This is a genomic window from Seohaeicola saemankumensis (genome assembly GCF_021021435.1).
GTDB lineage: Bacteria > Pseudomonadota > Alphaproteobacteria > Rhodobacterales > Rhodobacteraceae > Seohaeicola.
In genome coordinates this window covers 165,623-182,199 of record NZ_JAINWI010000015.1, presented here as the reverse complement: position 1 = coordinate 182,199, position 16,577 = coordinate 165,623, and the positions used below count along the sequence as shown (strand labels likewise).

Here is a 16,577-nt window from a genome sequence, read left to right as displayed (position 1 = left end):
CTGAAAGCCGTTGATACGTTTGTGTGCGAATCCGTCGTGTTGACGGCGCTTTGGGGGTGGCTTTGAACACACAGCTCAGGTCTGGTCTGCCAGAGGGCGGTAAGGCGCGCAGGGTCTATCTGTTGCTGCGCGATGACATGTCCAACGGCACTTTTCCCGCCGGAACCAGCTTGCCTGGAGAACAGCGTCTGGCCGAGTTGCATGGTGTTTCGCGTGTGACCATCCGGCGCGCGCTCGAGGCGCTGGCCGCTGACGGCCTGATCGAAAAGCGCGCCGGTAGCGGAAGCATTGTGCGTGCGCCTGAGGGCGCATCGGCGCCGCTGGCCGCCGATTTCACCACACTGATCCCGCAGCTTGTCGCGATGGGGCAATCCACAACAGCAAGGCTTTTGTCATTCTCCTACGGTCCAGCGCCCGACACGGTCGCCACGGCAATGGCGCTGCCCGAAGGTGCGCGGGTGCAAACTGCCGTGCGCGTCCGGCTTGTCGAGGGGCGGCCCTTCTCGCACCTGACGACCTATGTGCCCGAAGCGATTGCCACCAACTATACCGAAGCCGATCTGGCCACGACGCCGCTTTTCCGACTTCTCGAGCGCTCGGGTGTCGAAGTGGATGCCGCGCACCAGTCGGTCACAGCCACGCTGGCCTCGCCCGATGTGGCCGAGGCGCTTGGCGTATCGGTCGGTTCAGCCCTTCTGTCGTTGCGTCGTGTTGTGCGTGATATCAACGGTCAGGGCGTGGAATATCTATCGGCGCTGTACCGTGCAGATGCCTTCCGGCTTGAGATGACGCTGACCCGGGTAGGGCTGGGCGGCGACAGGCATTGGGAGCCGGTGATCGGTGATCCAACTGCTCGTGAGGCAGCGGAATGACGGCAAACTCCCGCACATTGTTCGACAAGGTCTGGGATGCGCATGAAGTCTTGCAGCGCGAGGATGGTGCATCACTTCTCTGGGTGGATCGGCATCTGGTGCATGAAGGCTCGCACCATGCCTTTGCTAAACTGGCTGAGCGTCGTCTGCCGGTCGCCGAGCCTGCCTTGACGATTGGTGTCGTGGACCACTACGCGCCGACTCGGGAACGCGACAGGATTGCCGATCCGGATATCGCGCGAATGATCCGCACGCTGGAAGAGAATACGGCCCGCCACGGCATCCGATGCTTCGGGATGCGCGATCCGCGTCAGGGGATCGTGCATGTGATGGGACCGGAACAGGGGCTGACCTTGCCGGGCCTGCTGATCAATTGCGGGGACAGCCATACCTCCACTCACGGAGCCTTCGGCGCGCTGGCCTTCGGGATCGGTGCGACCGAAGTGGCGCATGTGCTGGCCACGCAGACGATCTGGCAAAAGCGGCCCAAGACGATGCGGATCACAGTGACAGGGCAATTGGGGCCTGCGGTCTCGGCCAAGGATCTGGCGCTGTTCTGGATCGCGCGGTTGGGCGCTGATGGTGCGCGCGGGCACGCGATCGAATATGCGGGGCCGGTCGTCGAAAACATGAGCATGGAAGGGCGCATGACGCTTTGCAATCTGTCCATCGAGGGCGGTGCCCGTTGCGGGATGGTGGCACCCGATGACGTGACCTTCACCTATATCGAGGGGCGTCCGTTCGCGCCGAAAGCTAAGGATTGGAACCGAGCTGTTGCCGACTGGCGGGCGCTTGCCAGTGACGCGGATGCGATTTTCGACAGCGAGATCACTCTGGACGGGGCCGAGATCGCGCCAACCGTCACATGGGGCACCAGCCCCGAAGAGGCGTTGCCGATCACCGCAAACCTGCCTGATCCCGCCGAACTGGACCGCGCCCGCGCCGATCAGGTCCGTGCTGCGATGGAATATATGGGTCTTGTTCCGGGCCAGAGGATTCAGGGCACACCGGTGGATCAGGTTTTCATCGGTTCCTGCACAAATGGCCGGATCGAGGATCTGCGCCTTGCCGCAGCCGTGCTGTCGGGGCGCAAGGCGAAGGTGCCGGGTCTGGTCTCGCCGGGGTCGGCGCTGGTCAAGGCGCAGGCGGAACGCGAAGGGTTGGACCGGATTTTTACCGATGCTGGTCTGGAATGGGTCGCGTCGGGCTGTTCGATGTGCGTGGGCATGAACGGCGATCTGGTCGGCGCGGGCAAACGCTGCGCCTCGTCGACCAACCGCAACTTCAAGGGCCGTCAGGGGCGCGGCGCGCGCACCCACCTGATGAGCCCCGCGATGGTGGCGGCGGCGGCTGTGACAGGCACGCTGACCGATGTGCGCCCCTTGCTGGACGGAAGGGTGTGACGATGGCCGGCTTCAGCATCATCGAAGGCCCTGCTGTAGCACTGCCGCAGGATAATATCGACACAGACCAACTGATCCCTGCGCGTTTCATGTCTGTGCCGCGCAAGGATGGCTACGGGCCATATCTGCTGCACGATCTGCGTTTTGACAGCGCGGGCGCTCCTCGCGCACTGATGCCCCTGAACCATCACGTTGATGCGGAAATTCTAGTGACCCGTCGCAATTTCGGGTCAGGCTCCTCGCGCGAGGCGGCTGTTTATGCGCTGGTAGATTTCGGCATCAAGGCGGTGATTGCCTTGAGCTTTGGGGATATCTTTGCCTCGAACGCGGTGAACAACGGATTGCTACCCGCGCGCGTGTCAGAAGACAGAATAGAGGATCTGATCGGACGGCTGGGTGACGGCAAGGCACCCATGACCGTCGATCTGCAGGCCTGTGAGATACGCATTGGCAACGAGGTGATCCCGTTCGATCTGGACCCGATCTGGCGACTGAAACTGCTGAACGGTTGGGATGACATCGACATGACCGCCAGCCATGGCCCCGCCATTGCTATGTTCCGCGCAGCAAGGGCAGAGCAGGCTCCCTATGCCATGCTGGATGCCATGGCGGGCGAGGCGAAGTGAAAGACCCCGTGCGCCCGCATTGCGGGCGCACGGTCCATAACCAGGTGACCTCAAAAGGGGCACCTTCAACAGGGCGGGGGTAACGACCCCGAAAAAGGAGAGAAACGATGAAAATGACATTTGTCGGCGGGATAGTCGCCGGTTCCACCCTGATCGGCGCTGCGGCGACGGCACAGGAGACACTGACCGCTGTGCATGCTTTCCCGACCACACTGATCTACACGCAGTCTTTCCTGCAGTTCGTCGAAAAGGTGAATGCGGCAGGCGAGGGCGTTGTGCAGATTGAAGTGCGCGGCGGCCCCGAAGCCATCGGCATGATGCAGCAAGCCGATGCCGTACGCGACGGAGTCGTGGATATGGTTTATACACCCGGCAGCTTCTACGGTGGTGCGCTGCCCGAGAAAGATGCGCTGGTCGCCTCGAACCTGACCGCTATCGAAGCGCGCGAGAATGGCGGCATCGCCTTGATCGACGAAATCCATCAGGCCAAGATGGGTGTCAAATACCTTGGCTGGTTCGACAGTGGTGTCAGCTATAACCTGTGGATGAAGAACGAACCCAAACTGGACACTGACGGCAATCTGGACATTTCCGGCATCAAGCTGCGCGGCAACGCGGTGTATAACGCGTTCTTCACCGAGTATCTTGGCGCGCAGGTGATCGACCTTCCCACAACCGAGGTCTATTCCGGCCTAGAGCGTGGCGTGGTTGATGCGACCGGTTGGACCCAGATCGGTCTGATCGACCTGAAATGGAACGAGTTCCTGAACTACCGCGTCGAGCCAAATTTCTTTTCGACCGATTTGGGCGTGATCGTGAACCTTGACCGCTGGAACAGCCTGTCAGACGAGGCCAAGACCATCCTGCAGGATGTGGCAATCGAACACGAGCGCGCCTCGGTCGAAGCCCTGCGGACCAAGCGGGACGAGGATTTCGCGGCGCTGGAAGCGGGCGGCATGAAAGTCGTCGAGCTTCAGGGCGAAGCGCGCGCCAACTATCTGGCTGCTGCCCGCGAAAAGACATGGGGCCGCATGAAGGGCCTGATGGCAGAGCATCCGATGGGTGACGGGCAGTATGACACCCTGATCGGTCTGTTCTACAACCCTGAACTGGACAAGTAAGTCCGGCGGCGCGTTCCCCTGCGGGGCCGCGCCAGTCTTTTTCGGAACGGGCGCATCACTGTCGCCCGTTCCCATTTGCCCGAGGCACTCATGCAGATATTGTCCCGATCCTATACCCTGCTTCTCTATGGAATGGCCGTCCTTGCGGGTGCCATGCTGGTCTGGGTGATGATCGCGGTCATCCTGTCAGTGGGCCTGCGGAACCTTGGCATGCAACCTTGGGCTTGGCTTTTTACCTCGACCGAATATGCGATGCTCTACATCACCATGCTGGGCGCGCCTTGGCTGGTGCGCGAAAAGGGCCATGTGCATATCGAACTTGTGACGGCCGCTCTGCCCGCGCCCATTCGCCGCCTTGTCAGTCGCGGTGTGGCGCTGGCCTGCGTCATTGTCAGCCTGATCCTTGCATGGAAAGGCTATGATCTGGTGACAACCAATATTGCGCGAAATGACTATGACGTGCGCGCCTATTACTTTCCGCGCTGGATACTTACCATCTCTTTCCCGATCTGTTTCGGCATGATGGCGATCGAATTCTCGCGCTTTGTCTTTGGCGAAGAGCTGATGCATTCCGGTGAAGCGGGGATACACGAATAATGGAATGGTATGAATCACTCGGCCTGCTATTGGGTGCGATCCTTGCGCTGATGGCTATTGGCATGCCCGTGGCGCTGGCCTTTCTGGCCGCCAATATTATCGGTGCCTGGGTTTTTATGGGGGGCGAGCGAGGGATATCGGCGCTGCTGAACAACGGTCTTGGATCGCTGACAAGCTTTGCGCTGGTGCCGATCCCGCTGTTCCTGCTGATGGGCGAGATTTTCTTTCACACAGGCCTTGGCGGGCGCATGTTCAATGCCATCGACAAGCTACTAGGCCGTCTGCCGGGGCGTCTGTCCTATGTTACTGTTCTGGGTGGCACGGCGTTTTCCACGCTGTCGGGCTCGTCCATGGGATCGACCGCGCTGATGGGCTCTCTCATGGTGCCTGAGATGAACCGGCGCGGCTACAAAAAGCACATGTCTATCGGGCCTATCCTTGGCACCGGTGGTCTGGCCATCATCATCCCGCCCTCGGCGCTGGCGGTGCTGCTGGCGACACTGGCGCGGATCGACGTGGGCAAGTTGCTGATCGCGGGTATTATTCCGGGATTGCTTCTGGCCAGCTTCTATATCTTCACAATCTTTTTGCAGACAAAACTCGATCCGGATGCGGCCCCTGCCTATGACGTGGAGCCGATGACGACGGGCGAGAAGATCATGCTGTTCCTGCGTGATGTCGTGCCGATGGTGGGTGTCATGGTCATCATCGTCTTCATGATGGTGGGCGGCATCGTGACCCCCTCCGAGGCGGCGGCCTTCGGGGCGCTGGGCGTGCTGATCCTTGCTGTCGCGTTTCGCTGCCTGACTTGGGAAGCGATCCGTAAATCCATCACAGGCGCGCTTCGGGTGACCCTGATGGCCTATCTGATCGTCTTCGGATCGGCCACGTTCAGCCAGCTTCTGGCCTTCTCCGGTGCCTCAAGCGGTCTGATCCGTTGGGCCACCGGATTCGAGCTTGATCCGGTTGCGATGCTGCTGGTGATGTTTGCCGTGCTGCTGCTTTTGGGCATGTTTATGGAACAAATCAGTATGATGCTGCTGACAGTGCCGATCTTCTTTCCATTGGCCGCAAGCCTTGGTTTCGATCCGGTCTGGTTCGGCCTGATCATGCTTCTGGCGCTCGAGATCAGCTTTACCACGCCGCCATTCGGCCTTCTGCTATTCGTGATGAAAGGTGTCGCCCCACCCGACACGACCATGCGCGACATCTATATGTCGGCGATCCCGTTCATCGTCTGCTCGCTGCTTGTCGTGGCGCTGTTGATCCTGTTCCCGCCCATCGCCTTATGGTTGCCGGGCTAGGCGGGCCTACCCTGTCTTGGGGTGTTGCAAGGGCGCGCGGCTTTGCGCGTTCCCTGCTTCCGTGGTCTTGCGGATAAGAGCCATCAACTGGGCTCGTTCATCCGCGGTCAATCCGGTCAGTATATCGTCCTGAAACGCCATCACCAGAGGACGGGAACTGGCGAGGACCTGCGCGCCGCGATCTGTCAGCCGCACGGATCGCGCGCGCCGGTCCTGTTGGCTGACCCGGCGCGTGACAAGGCCCTTGGCCTCAAGCCTGTCGACAACACCGCCAATCGTGACGCGGTCATAGGCAATCAATCCCGCCAAGGTCGCCTGATCTATGTCGGGATGCGCGTCGATCGTCGACAGGGCAGCGAATTGCACAGGCGTCAAGTCGATTCCCGCCAGTTTCATTTGCTCGGAAAACACCGAAACCGAAATCTGGTGCAGTCGCCGGATCAGATGCCCAGCCATATCATGTAGTTGCTCCATTCGTGCCGTTACCCTGTCCTGACGCTGAAGCGCAGGATAGCGGCCCGCAGGGTGAGTTGACAAGTATACTAATAGTAAGCATACTACCTTAAAATATGGAAATCTGGGAGGATGACATGACCCAATTGGGAACGCTGGAGGATCTGCCACAGGACTATCGTGATGCGATGGCACAGGCGGGGGTGGCACCCCTTTGGCCAATGATGCGAAATGTCCTTCCGCATGGCGCGCCCCAACCTGTCAGCAAGCCGGGTTTTTGGGAATACCGGGCATTGCGCCCGCTCTTGATGCGCGCGGGCGAACTGACACCGGTGGAAAAGGCCGAGCGTCGTGTTCTGGTTCTATCCGATCCGGGACGTGGGGCAGGGGCGATGATGGCGACGCCTGCAATCTATGTCGGCATGCAACTTCTGCTTCCCGGCGAGACCGCGCCCGCCCATAAACACACCCCTTCCGCCGCGCGCATCATTGTCGAGGGCAAGGGTGGCTATACTGTGGTGGATGGCGAGAAACTTCCGATGGAGGAAGGCGATCTTGTCCTGACGCCCGGCGGTGACTGGCATGATCACGGCCATGACGGGACAGAGCCGGTAATCTGGCTGGACGCGTTGGATCTGCCGCTATTCGTCTATCTGGAAGGTTCCTACGCGATCGAAGCGCCGTTGCAGGCGCAGCGTAACCGCCCCGATGCCAGTCAGGTGGAATATCTGTCCTCGGGTCTGGCGCCGACCCGCAAACTAGGCGCGCAGACGCGGCGCTATCCGATGATGCGCTATCCTTGGGCGCGGACCGAAGCCGCCTTGCGCCAGATGGCGGCCTATGGCGGACAGTCCCCTGCCGAATTGGATTTTGTGAACCCCGAAACCGGAACTTCGGTTCTGCCGACGATGGGCTTCACTGCAATGATGCTTGCCAAGGGCGAAAAGATCAGTCCGCCTTTAACCTCATCCGCGGCGGTTTTTCACGTGATCCGTGGCAAGGGGGCAAGCACCATTGACGGACAGACCGTGCAATGGGGGGAGAAGGATACGTTCTCGGCGCCGACATTCGCGCCTATAGACCACATTGCGGAGGAAGACAGCTTCCTGATCCGCGTCCATGACCGCCCATTGCAGGAAAAGCTGGGCTTTTACGAGGAGCGCAGCCGATGAGCCATCTGTTCAATCTACCCCCGATTCCGTCTATCCCGGTTCTGGGCGAAGCCGGCACCTATCCGATCCGCCGCATCTTTTGTGTCGGGCGCAACTATGCTGCCCACGCCGCCGAAATGGGGATCGAGGTAGACCGCGAAAAGCCGTTCTACTTCACCAAGTCTGCCGCCTCGGCAATCCTGAGTGGCGCTCGCGCAGCTTATCCGTCTGGCACGGATAACTACCACCATGAAATGGAACTGGCCGTAGCAATCGGCGCGCCGGTACATCAGGTGCCCGTGTCCGAGGCCTTGTCAGCGGTCTATGGTTATTGCTGTGCGCTGGATATGACACGACGCGATCTGCAATTGTCCGAGCGCGCCAAGCAGCGCCCTTGGGATCTGGGCAAGGATGTCGAAAGTTCTGCCGTGTTCGCCCCCATCACCAAAGCGGCAAGCTTTGGTCAAATCGGTGAGCAGCGCATCCATCTGGAGGTGAACGGCCAGACCCGTCAGGACGCGACACTGGCCGAACTTGTCTGGTCCGTGCCGGAAATCATCAGCCATCTGTCGGGATTCTACCACCTGCAACCTGGCGATCTGATCATGACTGGCACACCCGCAGGGGTTGGCGCGGTACTGCCCGGAGATATCATCACCGGCGGGGTCGACGGACTTGAGCCGATCAGTCTGACCATCGGGTCTGCTGTATGACCGCGCAGCCGGTCCTGATCGCCGGAGGCGGCATTGGCGGGCTGGCGACCGCGATGGGGCTGGCACGGATGGGCCGGCGCTGTGTTGTGCTGGAAAAAGCGTCAAGGCTGGGCGAGATCGGGGCAGGCATCCAGCTTGGTCCCAACGCCTTCCATGCCTTTGATTATCTGGGCGTCGGCGATGCGGCCCGCGCGATGGCCGTTTATATCGACAGTCTGCGCCTGATGGACGCGATCAGCGGCGATGAAATCATCCGCATCCCGCTGGACGACGCGTTTCGCACGCGTTTTCGCAACCCCTATGCCGTTGTGCATCGCGGCGATCTGCACGGCGTTTTCCTTAAATCCTGTATGGCGCATGATCTGATCGAGCTAAGGACGAGCGCCGAAGTTGTGGATTACGTTCAGGACGCAAGCAGCGTCACAGCGAGCCTTGGGGATGGCGAGCGGATCACAGGTGCGGCACTGATAGGCGCGGATGGGCTTTGGTCGAATATCCGCAAACGCGTGGTCAATGATGGCCCGCCGCGTGTGTCGGGGCACACGACCTACCGGTCGGTCATCCCGACACAAGACATGCCCGAGGATCTGCGCTGGAATGCAGCCACCCTCTGGGCCGGACCGAAGTGCCATATCGTGCATTATCCCTTGTCCGGTTGGAAGGTTTTCAATCTTGTTGTGACCTATCACAACGATGCTGCAGAACCTGTCGCGGGAAAACCCGTCAGCCATGAGGAAGTGCGGCGCGGGTTCGAACATGTGCACGAACAGGCCCGCCGGATCATTGATCGTGGCAGCGACTGGAAGCTGTGGGTGCTCTGCGATCGTGATCCGGTGAACAACTGGGTAGATGGGCGGGTGGCCCTTTTGGGCGACGCCGCACATCCGATGCTGCAATATTTTGCCCAGGGTGCCTGTATGGCGATGGAGGATGCGGTGGCCCTCTCCGCCTGTCTGGACGGGCATGCCGAAATCGAGGCGGCCATGCAGCGCTATCAGTCCATGCGCCGCCTGCGAACGGCGCGTGTGCAGTTACAATCCCGCGAGATCGGACAGCATGTCTATCACCCGGCAGGGGCGCATGCCGATTTGCGCAACGCGGTGATGCGCGCCAAAACACCGGAAGACTGGTACAATACAATCGACTGGCTTTATGGCTCCAGCGGGTTGGAAGGGGCAGTTTCGGCAGAAACACGGCGCGCTGGCATGGTCGCAACGTAAGGAATATTACCTGACAGAAAAACTCGGATTGACGTGTCCGAGCTTTTTTGTCAGAAATAGCGGAAGTTCCAGCCACCCCCGTTCCAATCAGGGGAAGCCCGAATCGAAAGATGAAAGGACTTCCGCCATGTCACCACAGAATAGACCCCGTTCCGTGAACGATAGAACTGACCTTCCTGTGCAACCAAGCTGTCCGGCGCGCGCTCTCGCGCTTGATGTGCTGCACGGGTTCTCTCTGCCCGAGGCCTGCAATGTCGAAGCTTGGCTTGACCGGATCGAGACTCGCAATGGTCGGGAGGCGCGGCCATGATCGTTTTGCGAAACCAGTCTGCAATGATCTCGCAACGCTCCCAACCGCAGCCCTTGCCCAGCCACATCGCCCGCGATCTAACCGAAGGCGGTACGCAGGCGCAGATCGAGCTGGACGGGCAGGTCTATACTCTGCGGATCACCCGCGCTGGCAAATTGATCCTGACCAAATGAGCGATATGACCCCTATCCGCGTACTGCGCGGCGCGGCTTCTGTCGGTCGCCTGATGGATCTGGGTCCGGTCGAGGCGGGCGCCGTTCTCTATATGCGTCTGTCTTGGACCAATCCTGATGCGCTGGACTTGCTGGAGCGCGATTTCGTGCCCCTTCTGGGCCTGTCTGCCGGTCAGGCCGCAGCACGCGGATTTCTGCAGATGGCATCGCTGTGCCAGATCCATGGCCGCCGCCCCTTGTGCCCGCATTCCCAGACCTGTGCCTGTCTGGGAGGGGACGAGGCCTGTTTCGCGCATCTGCTGGCCAGTGCTGCCGAAGGCGCGAGCGAGGAGGCGTTGATGATGGCCCTGCTGCTGGTCAGGGCCGACTTTGCGCCCGTTCTGGCCGCATTGGCGCAGGACGCAGGCCTTGCCCTGCACAGGATGACTTTGCGAGCAGTGTCCGCGGCATCCCGCACCGACACACCTGCTGCGCCTGCAGCCGGAACGACCTTTCACTGAGGCCCACGCCATGATCGTCTGCCATTGCCAATCCATCAGCGAGAACGACATCAACGCCGCGATCGACTGGATGCGCGCCTCGGACCCCGAGACACTGATCACGCCCGGAAAAATTTATCATGAGCTGGGCAAAGCGGCGGATTGTGGCTCTTGCATGCCCCTTTTCCTTTCCACCATGCGTCAGAATGATAATCTTCAAGTTCCCATGCACCTCCGCAATCTTCGATCCGGCTCGAAGGAACGGACCAAGACAGGATAAAGACCATGAAGGGCGACGCGAAAGTCATCGACTACCTCAATCGGGCAATCCGGTCTGAACTGACAGCAGTCAGTCAGTATTGGCTCCATTATCGCCTGCAGGAAGATTGGGGTCTTGGTCATATGGCCAAGAAAAGCCGCGAGGAAAGCATCGAAGAGATGCACCATGCCGACAAGCTGATCGCACGTGTTATCTTTCTGGAGGGACATCCCAACCTGCAAAAGCTTGACCCGTTGCGGATTGGCCAGACCCCGCGCGAAACACTTGAATGCGACATGGCCGCCGAGCAGGAGGCGCGCGCCCTCTATCGTGAGGCGCGCGAGTATTGCAACGGGGCTGGCGATTTCGTCACGATGAAGCTGTTCGAGGAATTGCTTGCGGACGAGGAAGGGCACATCGACTTTCTGGAAACGCAACTTGATCTGTTCGACAAGATGGGTGCCGAAAAATACATGCAACTCAACGCGTCGAAAATGGACGAGGCAGAATAAGGTTTTGGCCGCGTTCTGTCCCGGCGCACAGTGCCGGGACGTTAGCATATTGCGATGTAAAGAGTAGTCTGGGATCTAGCGGCGGATCTCGAAGACCTGCCATCTGTCGGGGCGCAGTGCTTGCAAGCTATAGCCAGCATTCTCTAGTATCCGCGCCGAAGCGCTGTTTCGTGGATGCACGATTGCTGTGATGCGCTGCAATGCCTGATGGTCGGCAAAAGCGCGTCTTGTGGTCGTAGGTATCATTGCTTTGCCAATTCCCTGTCCCCAATAGGCACGCCCTAACCAATAGCTGATCTCGGCCTCCTGCCGGTTTGCGCCCAGATCACCGAACGCCAATCGCACTTGTCCCACCGACACGGCTCCGCGTTGAACGGCCCATACCTCATGATGTGACGCTGATGTAGAAATGGCGATCAGGTCGCGGGCCATATCCTCGGTGATCTCGCCGGGCCATGCTTCTGGCATATATTGCCACACCGCCGGATCGTTCAGTAATGTGCGGTAGGTCGCCGTATCCGTTTCGCGCCATTTTCGCAGGTGACAGTGGTTCTCGTGCCTTCCCGCACGCCACGAAAGCGGCGTATGAGGGTCGCGCCAGTCTGGACGGTTCTTTGTCTCGTCCAGTTGCACGGCGATCCATCCAATCTGGACCGGACAAAAAGCAATCGGTACGCGCTTTTCCCGAAGTTCCTTAATCTGGCTTTTTGTCAAAACACCGGCCCACCGTTTCGGTGCTGCGAAGGCATCTGCAACCGGTTCACGATTTGAATAGATTTCTGGCTTTTCCATAGCGCCTCCCCCGATGCGCGTGAAATTTCTGTGGATGCCGGACATGCACGTTGCGCCCAACCAAAATTTGGATCGTCCGGCGTGCAGATCCGCTTTCGACACTCATGCTCGCGCAATAAATTTACATCGAAATTGCCCTTTCCCGCATTCACAAAAAATAACATTTCGTTGCGGTTCAACAGGAGCCCTTGCTTGAATAGAGTGACAAGATCGGTCGGGCCGCGCTTAGAACGCCATGCGGAAGCCGAGGATTGCCGCAGTGTCCTGCTGCCCGCCGATATGGCCGTGATTGAAGGCGTGGATTGCACCGATGTAAATCTCGCTGTCCTTACCGACGGGGGTGCCATAGGTGATCGACAGATCAATCTCGCGCTGGCTGGGAGTATAGTCGATCTCGACATCGCTATAGGTGATTCCGGTCGCGCTCCGGGCGACGGGAAGCGCAATTGTCGTGCCGCCTGAGGTGACGGCCACCGGCATGTATAGACCGATGCTCAACTTGTCGCCGCGCCGGAAAACATCAGCTTCGCCGGCTTCTATACTGAACGCGTTGAAATGGATGTCCGAGCGCTCCGACATCGCGTCACCCGCACCGCCCGGTGCCATGCCGAATGTACCGCCAAACTGCACAAAGCCTGTTGCCCCGATATTCCGCATATAGCCCAGTTCCAGTGCCGCCAGCGTGCTGCGCGTGTCGCGGATGCCCGGTATCAGGCTGCCATCATCGCGGGCGATATTCAGACCGATGAAAACCTCGCCGCCTGCGGCATCAATCGTTTGCCCGAAAGAGGCGGCAACCACCGGATCAGAACCTGCGCGACTGATAGAACCACCTGTCGCATCTGGACCCAACATCGCCAGTTCGATCCCTTCATGTTCAAGCGTCATGCTGCTGCCGCCATAGGCGCGCAACAATCCGGAACGCGGCGCGTTGCCGAACATGGATGACCAGAGGCGTTCTGAAACAGGCGCCGCTGTCGTGGTCGCGGCAAGCGCTTCGCCGGGCATTGAGAAATCACCGCCCAGAAGGTCCGTCACGAGAACTGGTGTCGCTTCGAGGCTGCGGATGATTGCGTCACCCGTGGCCCCACCTGCAACGATCAGGGGTGTATCCGTGCTATGCGTGCTGCCATCCGCCATTCTGGCAACCGGTGTGCCGATGGGCAGCAGTGCCGCACGGACATCCAGAAATCCGTGTCCCCATTCATCGCTATAATCGTGAAAAAAACCCGATCCGGGCACGACTTCCAGACTGCCAGACCGTGTGAAGCCGTTGAACCGGTTGTCGGCAGTGGCGATCAGACGTGCGCGCAGATCATGCGGCGTCAGATTGGGAAAGGCCTCGGCCAGCAAGGCAATGGCCCCCGACACCATCGGCGCAGCAAAGGAGGTGCCAACAAACAGGTCGTAGGACGAGTTGCTGCCGGTCGTGGCCGCGTTCCAGGTTCCATCAGCAGCAAGACACCATCGGGCGGCGTCCAGGCAGGCCGAAGACAGGCGTTGCGCGCCCAGGATACGGTTGTTGTCGAAATCCGGCACGCCGCGGATCACTGTCAGCCAGCCAATTTCAAGCTCTGGCGCAAAGCGGGGCAGGGCTTCCATGATTCCGGATTGGGTGGCACCGGGGTCATTATCTGCCGCGAAAACAACGACAGCGGTTTCGGTGTAGCTACGCAATGCGGTCAAGTAATCTCTGTCTGCCGAGTCTATGAAAATACGCTGAAAGTTTGCACTTGTAGCGCGATCATTGAAGCCCCATGAGTTGTTTTGCACGACTGCACCAGAGGTTCTGGCGCGGTTGGTTGCCTGAATTCGGCTTTCAGGTGTATCGAAGAGGCCCAGCAATAGATTGGCACCATGTGCGACACCGATCATGCCGGACGCATTGCCCGCTGCAACCGATGCGACCGCCGTGCCATGGGATTCCAAGTCTCCCGCGACGCTTCCCGCGGCGATCCGACCGGAAATGCTGTCATGCGTCGCTAAGAACCCGTCATCGACAATTGCAATGGTCTGGCCTGCACCTGTCAGGCCGACAGCATGGGCGTATTCGATCCGTGCCGAGGCAAGCGAATAGCTATTATAGAGCGGCTCTGTATCCGGATTTCGTTGTCGGTCGCCATTGATGTCAGTGTACCAGTCGATGCGCTGTTCGCGATAGTTAGGCGAGTTCCGCAATTCGCGTGCTCTGTCCTCGAACACGTCGAAACTGCTGACGAAAAACGCAGACAGCGCATCTGAACTCAGGTTGTTGCCATAGATCGGTGCCAGCAACGCCCCAAGCGCGCCGGTGTCGCTGTCGCCACCACCACATCCGGCCAGAAACAAACAAGCTGCGGCGGAATAGGTAAGGCCGTTGGCGGATCGGATGGCCAAAAGCGATGCTCTCCCTCTAAATGGACGACCTGCATCTACGACAAAAAGGTCACATTCAGAAAAACGGCACGGCCCCGCCTCATGTTAGCGCGAATTTCTATAATCCGACAACAAGGTATAGTCAGTTGTTGACGATTTTGCGCATATGTTGATTAACTACCCTGCGCCCGCAACTGCCTGCTCTTGATCCAGTTCCAGCCTAGAATGGCCAGCACAAGAAACGCCCCTCCAGCCTCGATCAGTTCATCAGGATTGAAGATAGCGATCACGCCCGGCACCACCAGGATGCGCGACAGCTTGTCCATCCAAGTGAACAGATAACCTTCGATCGCAGAGGCAAAGCCCACCAGTCCGATCACGACGATGATGCCAGTCCAGATGACATACCATGTCTCGCCACCCATGATGATTTCAGGGTTGTAGACCATGAAGGCAGGGATCAGATACAGCCCCTTGGCGTATTTCCACGCCTGTATGCTTGTCTCCATTGGTTTCGATCCCGCAATCGCGGCCCCTGCGAAACCTGCAAGCGCAATGGGCGGTGTCACGTTGCTGTCTTGGGAATACCAGAACACGACCAAATGGGCGATCAGCAGCGGTATGCCGAATTCCTGATTGAGGGCAGGGCCCACCAGCACGATCAGCACGATATAGGCCGCAGTCACTGGCAAACCCATGCCAAGGATCAGACTGGCCAGCAGCACGAAAATCAGCGCCAGTGCCAGATTGCCGCCGGACAAAGAGATCATCATGGACGAGAATTTCAGCCCCAACCCCGTCAGCCCTACAACTCCGACGATAATACCGGCCACGGCACAGGCTACACTGACAGCAACCGCGTTCCGCGCGCCCAGTTCCAGCGCCTGCGCGATCAGGCGCAGACCGCTGATGACGGCGTCCCGCAGTCGGTCTATGGTCACGGGCTTGCCTGACCGCGGGTCGAGCACGATCAATGTAAAACCTGCTCGCAACGCGGTCACAGCGATCACCGACAGGATGGCCCAGAAACCCACACGGGTCGGCGAGATATTGTTGACCAGAAGGTAGATCAACACCAGCAAGGGCACGATGAACTGCCAGCCAGCCGCCAGAACATGCCGGACAATGGGCAGATCGGCGGCGGACAGGCCCGTCATGCCCGCCTTCATCGCCACGAGATGGACAAACAGATAGACCGTTCCTAGATAGAGAATGGCCGGAAAGATCGAAACCATGACAATGTCGATATAAGGCACATTGGTATATTCCGAGATCAGAAAAGCACCAGCGCCCATCAGCGGCGGTGTGATCTGCCCGCCGGTCGAGGCCGCGGCCTCGATCCCGCCTGCCTCTTTAGCCTTGTAGCCCAGCTTTTTCATCAGCGGGATCGTAAAGGCGCCTGTGGTGACCACATTTGCTATGGCCGAGCCTGAAATTGAACCCATACCCGCCGAGGCAATGACAGCCGCTTTGGCAGGTCCACCTGGTTTGCGGCCAGTGGCGGCAAAAGCCAGATCAATGAAGAACTTGCCCGCGCCGGTGACTTCCAGAAAAGCACCGAATAGCACGAACATGAAGACATATGTGGCCGCGACCCCAAGCGGCAGACCGAAGATCCCTTCCTGTCCCAGATAGAGTTGTCCCACCAGACGGTCCACACTGGCCCCGCGATGCGACAGGATGCCGGGCATCCATTCGCCCAGCCAGGGCAGGGCCCCGCGCGGGCCGGCCAGCGCATAGGAGATAGCAATCATGCCGATGATTGTCATGCCAAGCCCTACGACGCGGCGACTGGCTTCAAGCACGGCGATGGTGGCGATGATACCCACGATGATATCGGTCTGAGACCACCAGCCGGCGCGGTCGATAATATCGTCCAGAAAATAAAATATGTAGAACCCGCTCAGGAAAGCGGCCGTCAGAAAGATCGCATCCACGACCCAGCCGATAGTCCCGCGCGGACGGCTCGCGCCCGTGATCGGGAAAATCAGAAACGCCAGAAACAGGATAAATCCCAGATGCGCAGAGCGTTGGTAGAACAGCCCCATCGGTTCGATGCCCGCTGTATACATCTGGAACAGCGACATCGCGATAGCCACAAGCGTGATCGCCCACAAGATAGAGCGCGGTTGGAAGCGGTCGGCAGACTGTGCTGTCAGCGGCAGATCAGGAGCGTCGCTATCAGTCGCTGTCTCGTTCGTTCTGGGGTCGCTCATGGTCATGTCCTGTCGGTGCTG

Annotated in this window: 19 protein-coding genes; 14 read left to right on the top strand and 5 right to left on the bottom strand. The window is 59.4% G+C overall.

Annotation, left to right across the window (positions count from 1 at the left end; all coding sequences use genetic code 11):
- The first annotated feature begins 62 nt into the window (after positions 1-62).
- From K7H22_RS14545 to K7H22_RS14520, 6 genes are all read left to right on the top strand, one after another.
- Positions 63-872, top strand: coding sequence for a GntR family transcriptional regulator (locus K7H22_RS14545; protein ID WP_269063132.1), 810 nt, complete (start codon positions 63-65; stop codon positions 870-872).
- A complete protein-coding gene (leuC, locus tag K7H22_RS14540; protein ID WP_230801591.1) occupies positions 869-2,275 on the top strand; it encodes a 3-isopropylmalate dehydratase large subunit in 1,407 nt (468 codons plus the stop codon). The genes K7H22_RS14545 and leuC overlap by 4 nt, the downstream gene beginning before the upstream one ends.
- A gap of 2 nt (positions 2,276-2,277) precedes the next feature.
- Complete coding sequence (leuD, locus tag K7H22_RS14535; RefSeq protein WP_230801590.1) at positions 2,278-2,901, top strand: 3-isopropylmalate dehydratase small subunit; 624 nt, start codon at positions 2,278-2,280, stop codon at positions 2,899-2,901.
- A gap of 107 nt (positions 2,902-3,008) precedes the next feature.
- Positions 3,009-4,022, top strand: coding sequence for a TRAP transporter substrate-binding protein DctP (gene dctP / locus K7H22_RS14530; RefSeq protein ID WP_230801589.1), 1,014 nt, complete (start codon positions 3,009-3,011; stop codon positions 4,020-4,022).
- Positions 4,023-4,112: 90 nt separating this feature from the next.
- Complete coding sequence (locus K7H22_RS14525) at positions 4,113-4,619, top strand: TRAP transporter small permease (protein ID WP_230801588.1); 507 nt, start codon at positions 4,113-4,115, stop codon at positions 4,617-4,619.
- Positions 4,619-5,923, top strand: coding sequence for a TRAP transporter large permease (locus K7H22_RS14520; RefSeq protein WP_230801587.1), 1,305 nt, complete (start codon positions 4,619-4,621; stop codon positions 5,921-5,923). The genes K7H22_RS14525 and K7H22_RS14520 overlap by 1 nt, the downstream gene beginning before the upstream one ends.
- Positions 5,924-5,929: 6 nt before the next feature.
- Here the strand turns inward: K7H22_RS14520 and K7H22_RS14515 are convergent, their stop codons facing one another.
- The gene (locus K7H22_RS14515; RefSeq protein WP_230801586.1) at positions 5,930-6,379 is read right to left on the bottom strand and encodes a MarR family winged helix-turn-helix transcriptional regulator; all 450 of its coding nucleotides are present in this window, start codon (positions 6,377-6,379) and stop codon (positions 5,930-5,932) included.
- Positions 6,380-6,513: 134 nt separating this feature from the next.
- On the opposite strand from K7H22_RS14515, the gene K7H22_RS14510 reads away from it, so the two are divergent.
- The 8 genes from K7H22_RS14510 to bfr all read left to right on the top strand — a co-directional run bounded on the left by K7H22_RS14510 (position 6,514) and on the right by bfr (position 11,193).
- On the top strand, positions 6,514-7,548 hold the full coding sequence (locus tag K7H22_RS14510) for a cupin domain-containing protein (protein WP_230801585.1): 1,035 nt from the start codon (positions 6,514-6,516) through the stop codon (positions 7,546-7,548).
- Positions 7,545-8,240 (top strand): fumarylacetoacetate hydrolase family protein, encoded by a 696-nt coding sequence (locus K7H22_RS14505; RefSeq protein ID WP_230801584.1) that lies wholly within the window; start codon positions 7,545-7,547, stop codon positions 8,238-8,240. The genes K7H22_RS14510 and K7H22_RS14505 overlap by 4 nt, the downstream gene beginning before the upstream one ends.
- Complete coding sequence (locus tag K7H22_RS14500) at positions 8,237-9,460, top strand: 3-hydroxybenzoate 6-monooxygenase (RefSeq protein ID WP_230801583.1); 1,224 nt, start codon at positions 8,237-8,239, stop codon at positions 9,458-9,460. Before K7H22_RS14505 ends, K7H22_RS14500 begins: the two co-directional genes overlap by 4 nt.
- Positions 9,461-9,614: 154 nt before the next feature.
- Complete coding sequence (locus K7H22_RS14495) at positions 9,615-9,770, top strand: hypothetical protein (protein ID WP_230801582.1); 156 nt, start codon at positions 9,615-9,617, stop codon at positions 9,768-9,770.
- A gap of 23 nt (positions 9,771-9,793) precedes the next feature.
- Entirely contained in the window at positions 9,794-9,943 is a 150-nt protein-coding gene (gene hemP / locus K7H22_RS14490; RefSeq protein ID WP_230801651.1) for a hemin uptake protein HemP, read from the top strand.
- Complete coding sequence (locus tag K7H22_RS14485) at positions 9,940-10,443, top strand: hypothetical protein (RefSeq protein WP_230801581.1); 504 nt, start codon at positions 9,940-9,942, stop codon at positions 10,441-10,443. The genes hemP and K7H22_RS14485 overlap by 4 nt, the downstream gene beginning before the upstream one ends.
- 10 nt (positions 10,444-10,453) lie before the next feature.
- Positions 10,454-10,702 (top strand): (2Fe-2S)-binding protein, encoded by a 249-nt coding sequence (locus tag K7H22_RS14480; protein ID WP_230801580.1) that lies wholly within the window; start codon positions 10,454-10,456, stop codon positions 10,700-10,702.
- A 5-nt stretch (positions 10,703-10,707) separates the two neighbouring features.
- Positions 10,708-11,193 (top strand): bacterioferritin, encoded by a 486-nt coding sequence (bfr, locus tag K7H22_RS14475; RefSeq protein WP_230801579.1) that lies wholly within the window; start codon positions 10,708-10,710, stop codon positions 11,191-11,193.
- A gap of 75 nt (positions 11,194-11,268) precedes the next feature.
- Here bfr and K7H22_RS14470 read toward each other — a convergent pair whose 3' ends face one another.
- The 4 genes from K7H22_RS14470 to K7H22_RS14455 all read right to left on the bottom strand — a co-directional run bounded on the left by K7H22_RS14470 (position 11,269) and on the right by K7H22_RS14455 (position 16,556).
- Complete coding sequence (locus K7H22_RS14470) at positions 11,269-11,826, bottom strand: GNAT family N-acetyltransferase (protein ID WP_230801578.1); 558 nt, start codon at positions 11,824-11,826, stop codon at positions 11,269-11,271.
- 77 nt (positions 11,827-11,903) lie between these two features.
- Positions 11,904-12,164, bottom strand: coding sequence for a hypothetical protein (locus K7H22_RS14465; protein ID WP_230801577.1), 261 nt, complete (start codon positions 12,162-12,164; stop codon positions 11,904-11,906).
- A gap of 46 nt (positions 12,165-12,210) precedes the next feature.
- Positions 12,211-14,361: a S8 family peptidase gene (locus tag K7H22_RS14460; protein ID WP_230801576.1), complete on the bottom strand. Its 2,151-nt coding sequence runs from the start codon at positions 14,359-14,361 to the stop codon at positions 12,211-12,213.
- A gap of 152 nt (positions 14,362-14,513) precedes the next feature.
- Positions 14,514-16,556: a TRAP transporter permease gene (locus K7H22_RS14455; RefSeq protein WP_230801575.1), complete on the bottom strand. Its 2,043-nt coding sequence runs from the start codon at positions 16,554-16,556 to the stop codon at positions 14,514-14,516.
- Positions 16,557-16,577: the final 21 nt, after the last annotated feature.

Coding starts and splice junctions, on each gene's coding strand:
- leuC (WP_230801591.1), top strand. CDS start 869: ATGACGGCAAACTCCCGCACATTGTTCGACAAGGTCTGGGATGCGCAT.
- leuD (WP_230801590.1), top strand. CDS start 2,278: ATGGCCGGCTTCAGCATCATCGAAGGCCCTGCTGTAGCACTGCCGCAG.
- dctP (WP_230801589.1), top strand. CDS start 3,009: ATGAAAATGACATTTGTCGGCGGGATAGTCGCCGGTTCCACCCTGATC.
- K7H22_RS14525 (WP_230801588.1), top strand. CDS start 4,113: ATGCAGATATTGTCCCGATCCTATACCCTGCTTCTCTATGGAATGGCC.
- K7H22_RS14520 (WP_230801587.1), top strand. CDS start 4,619: ATGGAATGGTATGAATCACTCGGCCTGCTATTGGGTGCGATCCTTGCG.
- K7H22_RS14515 (WP_230801586.1), bottom strand. CDS start 6,379: ATGGCTGGGCATCTGATCCGGCGACTGCACCAGATTTCGGTTTCGGTG.
- K7H22_RS14510 (WP_230801585.1), top strand. CDS start 6,514: ATGACCCAATTGGGAACGCTGGAGGATCTGCCACAGGACTATCGTGAT.
- K7H22_RS14505 (WP_230801584.1), top strand. CDS start 7,545: ATGAGCCATCTGTTCAATCTACCCCCGATTCCGTCTATCCCGGTTCTG.
- K7H22_RS14500 (WP_230801583.1), top strand. CDS start 8,237: ATGACCGCGCAGCCGGTCCTGATCGCCGGAGGCGGCATTGGCGGGCTG.
- hemP (WP_230801651.1), top strand. CDS start 9,794: ATGATCTCGCAACGCTCCCAACCGCAGCCCTTGCCCAGCCACATCGCC.
- K7H22_RS14485 (WP_230801581.1), top strand. CDS start 9,940: ATGAGCGATATGACCCCTATCCGCGTACTGCGCGGCGCGGCTTCTGTC.
- K7H22_RS14480 (WP_230801580.1), top strand. CDS start 10,454: ATGATCGTCTGCCATTGCCAATCCATCAGCGAGAACGACATCAACGCC.
- bfr (WP_230801579.1), top strand. CDS start 10,708: ATGAAGGGCGACGCGAAAGTCATCGACTACCTCAATCGGGCAATCCGG.
- K7H22_RS14455 (WP_230801575.1), bottom strand. CDS start 16,556: ATGAGCGACCCCAGAACGAACGAGACAGCGACTGATAGCGACGCTCCT.